Raw genomic sequence first — 4,772 nt, 5'->3', positions numbered from 1 at the left:
ATTTGAAAGCAGCTTCTTAGCAATTTATAGGGCTGAATTCAGATTCTGAGCAATTTACCCTGCTGAGCAGTTACCAGTGCAGTTCTGAATCAACCCGAGCGGACGCGAGTAGGAACGGCAGACGGGTTTTGCGGTATGGAGCGCAATCCGTACGAGGGGTGGGCTACGAGCCCCGAGGAATATCCTCTCATCTCGTAGCCCACTCCTGAGGCGCGGTGACGTTCAGGGTTTGCTGACGTCCTGCCCGAACCACTGGCGGCTGATCTTGGCGTAGGTGCCGTCGGCTTTGATCTGCAGCAGGGCGCGGTCCACGGCCGCCTTCAGGGTGGTGTTGCTTTTTTTCATAGCGACGGCCACGGGCTGCGCGTCACCGATGATGCCCGCGCCGCGTACCGGGAGGTTCTGGGATTTGATCAGGTACCCGACGAGCAGGCGGTCGTTGTACGCGGCGTCCAGGCGGCCCGTGGCGAGGTCCGCGAGGTACTCGGGCGCGCCGGGGTACGTGATGATGTTGATGCCGCCCGCGTCGCGCAGGCTCTTTTCGTAGTTGCTGCCCAGGCCCACGCCCACGCGTTTGCCTTTCAGGTCGGCCAGGGTCTTCGGATTAAAACTGCCTGCCCGTTTAACGATGATCTGCGGGCTGGAGTACGCGTAGGGTCGGCTGAATCCAATGGTCTTCTCGCGTTCGGGGTTGATGCCGACCTGGTTAATGATCACGTCGTACTTGTTGGCTTGCAGTCCGGCGAGAATGCCGCTCCACTCGGTCAGGATGAACTCGGCTTTCAGGCCCATCTTGGCGGCCACGGCTTTGGCGATGTCCACGTCGAAGCCGGTCAGGTTGCCCTTGGCGTCGCGGTAGGTGAAGGGGGCGTAGGTGCCTTCCATGCCGATTTTCAGCACGCCTTTTTGCAGGGTGGTGGGGCTGGCGGCGCTGGCGGTGACGGTCAGTGCGGCGGCGAGCGCCAGGGTGGTGCGGATGGAGGTGTTCATGGTGGGACTCCTTGGGTGGGTGGGGAAGACCTGCTGGCCCTCGCCCGGCGATAGTTAGTGTACAAAATTCATCAACTTTGAGTGCGATTCGGCTGACACGCGGCCGCGTGTCCCTCCTGAGCGTCTTCTCATCCGGATTCCGTTTGTTTCGCCGACAGGTCCGCAACTGCGCCGGATTGCCGGCTCCACGTCCGGAACCCGTTTTGCTCCCACTCGCTCCGCTCGGATTGAACGGGCTTTGCAGCCCATTCAACCCGGAGTCCGTATCACGCAGCCGTCAGGCCCGCAAGCTCGGGTACGGTTGACCCGCTCCCCTCCCACTACACTCGGCGCATGGCCTTTCCGGACATTCAGAGCTTCATGCGCCTCCTCGAACAGCGCGGCGAACTGATCCGCGTCACGACCCCGGTCAGCCGCGAGCTGGAAATCACCCAGATCGCCGACCGCATGGTCAAACAGGGCGGCCCCGCGCTGCTGTTCGAGAACGTGCTGGGCAGCGCCTACCCGGTCGTGATCGGCCTGCTGGGCACCAAGGACCGCGTGGCGCTCGCCCTGGGCGTGGCGGACCTCGATGACCTCGCCGCCAAGGTCCGCAACCTGATTGACCTGTCCGGGGGGGGCAGCAAACTGGGGCTGCTGAGCAACGTCACCAAGCTGCGCGACGCCATGAACCTCCCGCCGCGCCGCGTGCGCAGCGCCCCCGTGCAGCAGGTCGTGTGGCGCGGCGATCAGGTGGACCTCTCGAAGATCCCGGTCCTGAAATGCTGGCCGCTGGACGGTGGCCCCTTCGTCACACTGCCGCTCGTCATCACCAGAGACCCCGAAACGGGCGAGCGCAACATGGGCATGTACCGCGTGCAGGTCATGAGCAAGAACACCACGGGCATGCACTGGCAGCGGCACAAGACCGGCACGAAACACCTGGAGAAGGCCAGGCGGCTGGGCCAGCGGCTGGAGGTCGCGGTCGCCATCGGCGGAGACCCGGCCCTGATCTACGCCGCGACCGCGCCGCTGCCGCCCGTGCCGGGCCTGGACGAGTTCGCCCTGGCCGGCTACCTGCGCGGCCAGCGCTACCCCGTGGTCAAGGGCGTCACGGTGGACCTGGATGTGCCCGCCAACGCCGAGTTCATCCTCGAAGGCTACGTGGACCCCGCCGAGGACTGGGTGGTCGAGGGGCCGTTCGGGGATCACACAGGCTTTTACACCCTGCCGGACCTGTACCCGCGCTTTCACGTCACGGCCGTCACCATGCGCGAGCAGCCGGTGTACCCGGCGACCATCGTGGGCCGCCCCCCCATGGAGGACGCGTACCTGATCGAGGCGTCCGAGCGGCTGTTCCTGCCCGCCGCGCAACTGATCATTCCGGAGATCGTGGATTACCACATGCCGCCCGCCGGAGTCGCGCACAACCTCGTGTTCGTGAGCATCAAGAAGTCCTACCCAGGGCAGGCGTACAAGGTCGCCAACGGTCTGTTCGGTCTGGGCCAGATGATGTTCGCCAAGGTCATCGTCGTTCTCGATGAGGACGTGACCGTCACGGACTTCGGGGCCGTGTGGCGCGAGGTGACGCAGAAGGCCGTGCCGGGCCGCGACACCCTCACCACGCGCGGCCCCATCGACGTGCTCGACCACTCCAGCCGTGGCTGGGGCTACGGCGGCAAACTGATCATTGACGCCACCACCAAACGTCCCGAGGAGGTCGGCAGCGCCGCCAGCAGCCGCCCCGATCAGGCCGGGGATACGCTCGCCCCGGACGGCTTCACGCCCCGCGCTGCGCATGACCTGCCCGCCTTCGACGGCGTTCTCGCCCAGCGGCAGACCCCGGACGGCTACTGGCTGGTGGCGCTGCACAAGTCCCGCGCCGGGCAGACCCGCGACCTCGCCGCCGCCTTCGCCGCGCACCCCGCCGCCCATGGAATGCGTCACCTGCTGATCTGCGACGACCAGACCGACGTGAACGACATAGGTGACGTCTGGTGGACCATCCTGAACAACATCGACGCCGAACGCGACGTGTGGGTGCAGGGCGAACTCCTCGCCTGGGACGGCGCGCAGAAGATTCCTGAGGAGGGGTTTGTGCGCGAGTGGCCGCCCAAGATCGTCATGAACCAGGAGGTCGTGGACCGCGTGGAGCGCCTGTGGAACGTGTACGGCCTGCCGGAATCCCTGCGGTGATACGGATTCCGATTGATTCGCTGCGGTCCCGAGTCAATCCGGGCGGACGCGAGGAGGAACAACAGACGGACTTCGCGGAATGGAGCAGAATCCGTCTGACACAGGGATGGAGCGGAGGTCAGAGCGTCAGCCCTGGCCCCCGCTCCAGTTGTTGCAGGGCTGGATCTACAGCCGTACCAGCGCGGGGCTGAGGTCCTCCACGCGCGCCTGTCCGCACAGGGCCATGGCAAGCCGGAATTCGTCTTCCAGGAGTTGCAGGGTGCGTTCCACACCGGCCTGCCCTCCGGCGGCGAGGCCCCACAGGGCGGCGCGCCCCAGGAATACGGCGCGGGCGCCGAGGGCCACGGCTTTCAGGACGTCCGTGCCGCGTGTGACGCCGCCGTCCAGGTAGATCTCGGCGCGGCCCGCGAGGGCTTCCACGATCTCCGGTAGGGCCTCGAAACTGCTGATGGCGGTGTCCAGTTGCCGTCCGCCGTGGTTGCTGATCCACACGTGACAGCCATGCTCGGCGGCCAGAACGGCGTCCTCGGCAGTCAGGATGCCTTTCAGGACGATAGGCAGGCGCGTCTGGGCGCGCAGCCAATCCAGGTCCCGCCACGTAAAGGCCTTGTCCACGAGATGCTGAAAGTAGTTGGCGAGTTGTGAGCCGCTGTCTGTCTCGACCTGCGCCAGGCTGTCCCGGGTAGCGACGTTCGGGGCGCTCAGGTGGGCGGGCAGGGCGAAACGGTGGCGTTCGTTCGCCTCGCGGCGACCCAGGTACGGGGCGTCCACCGTGAAGACCAGGGCGCGGGCTCCGGCGGCCTCGGCCTGCTCGATGGTGTGGCGGCTCAGGTCGCGGTCGCGCAGCAGGTACAGCTGAAACCAGAATCGCCCGGCCGCGTCGGCGCCGACCGTGGTGATGGGCGTGTTACTGAAGGTGCTGAGCGTCATGACGCTGCCCCTGGCGTGCGCGGCGCGGGCGGTGGCGCGCTCGGCGTCCGGGTGCGCCAGCCCGTGAAAGGCGCTGGGCGCGATGCCGATGGGGCTGCTCAGGGGCAGGCCCAGAACCGTGGTGGCAGTGTCCACGCTGGAAACGTCAGCCAGCATGCGGGGGCGCAGACGGGCGCGGGCGTACGCAGCGTGATTGCCGCGCAGGGTGTGTTCGTCGTTCGCGCCGCTCGCGTAGTACTCCAGCGCGTTGCGGTCGAGCGCGGCGCGCCCCAGGGTTTCCAGCTCAGCGAGGTTCACGGCGTGGGTCAGGTCCGGTCCTGGGGTGGTCATACGGCAGCATACCGGCTGGCGTGCGGGGCGGCGCTGAGGTTCCCGCCCAGGCTTCCGGCAGGGCGGTCGGGCGTGTCCCTGACGGTCTGTATGGCGTCATGGCCCTGGTGGAAGGACGCCCGGGCAGACTGGGGTGCGGGCCGGGTGCGGATGGGTGTTGACAGATGGGCCGCCCCGACATATAGTTCTCTTCGCCCGAGAAGAAGGGCGGAAGCAGAAAGCCGAAAGGCGCTGCTGGGACGCATGAAAATCTGGTGTTGAATGACGATGACAGGACAGTTCGACAGAGCTGTGCGAGCGGAACACCACCCCGGTGTTCTCCAGAATCGCGAAAAGCGGCGGAGTCC

At 66.5% G+C, this 4,772-nt stretch carries 3 protein-coding genes; 1 reads left to right on the top strand and 2 read right to left on the bottom strand.

What is annotated here, in order from left to right:
• Positions 1-222: 222 nt before the first annotated feature.
• Positions 223-990 carry a transporter substrate-binding domain-containing protein gene (locus tag QZ271_RS13895; protein WP_291432469.1) on the bottom strand — a complete coding sequence of 256 codons (768 nt, stop codon included), beginning with the start codon at positions 988-990 and terminating at the stop codon, positions 223-225.
• 333 nt (positions 991-1,323) lie between these two features.
• Here QZ271_RS13895 and QZ271_RS13890 point away from each other — a divergent pair, with 333 nt between their 5' ends.
• Positions 1,324-3,165, top strand: a complete 1,842-nt coding sequence (locus QZ271_RS13890) for a menaquinone biosynthesis decarboxylase (protein ID WP_291432468.1) — start codon at positions 1,324-1,326, stop codon at positions 3,163-3,165.
• A 165-nt stretch (positions 3,166-3,330) separates the two neighbouring features.
• Here QZ271_RS13890 and QZ271_RS13885 read toward each other — a convergent pair whose 3' ends face one another.
• Positions 3,331-4,425: an alpha-hydroxy acid oxidase gene (locus tag QZ271_RS13885; protein ID WP_291432466.1), complete on the bottom strand. Its 1,095-nt coding sequence runs from the start codon at positions 4,423-4,425 to the stop codon at positions 3,331-3,333.
• Positions 4,426-4,772: the final 347 nt, after the last annotated feature.

The organism is Deinococcus sp., assembly GCF_018260555.1.
Taxonomy (GTDB): Bacteria; Deinococcota; Deinococci; order Deinococcales; family Deinococcaceae; genus Deinococcus.
The sequence above is the reverse complement of the archived record's forward strand: the minus strand, read 5'-3'. Positions and strand labels throughout refer to the sequence as shown.

Excerpts from the sequence above, each read along its gene's own strand:
- QZ271_RS13895 (WP_291432469.1), bottom strand. The coding sequence starts at position 990 with ATGAACACCTCCATCCGCACCACCCTGGCGCTCGCCGCCGCACTGACC.
- QZ271_RS13890 (WP_291432468.1), top strand. The coding sequence starts at position 1,324 with ATGGCCTTTCCGGACATTCAGAGCTTCATGCGCCTCCTCGAACAGCGC.
- QZ271_RS13885 (WP_291432466.1), bottom strand. The coding sequence starts at position 4,425 with ATGACCACCCCAGGACCGGACCTGACCCACGCCGTGAACCTCGCTGAG.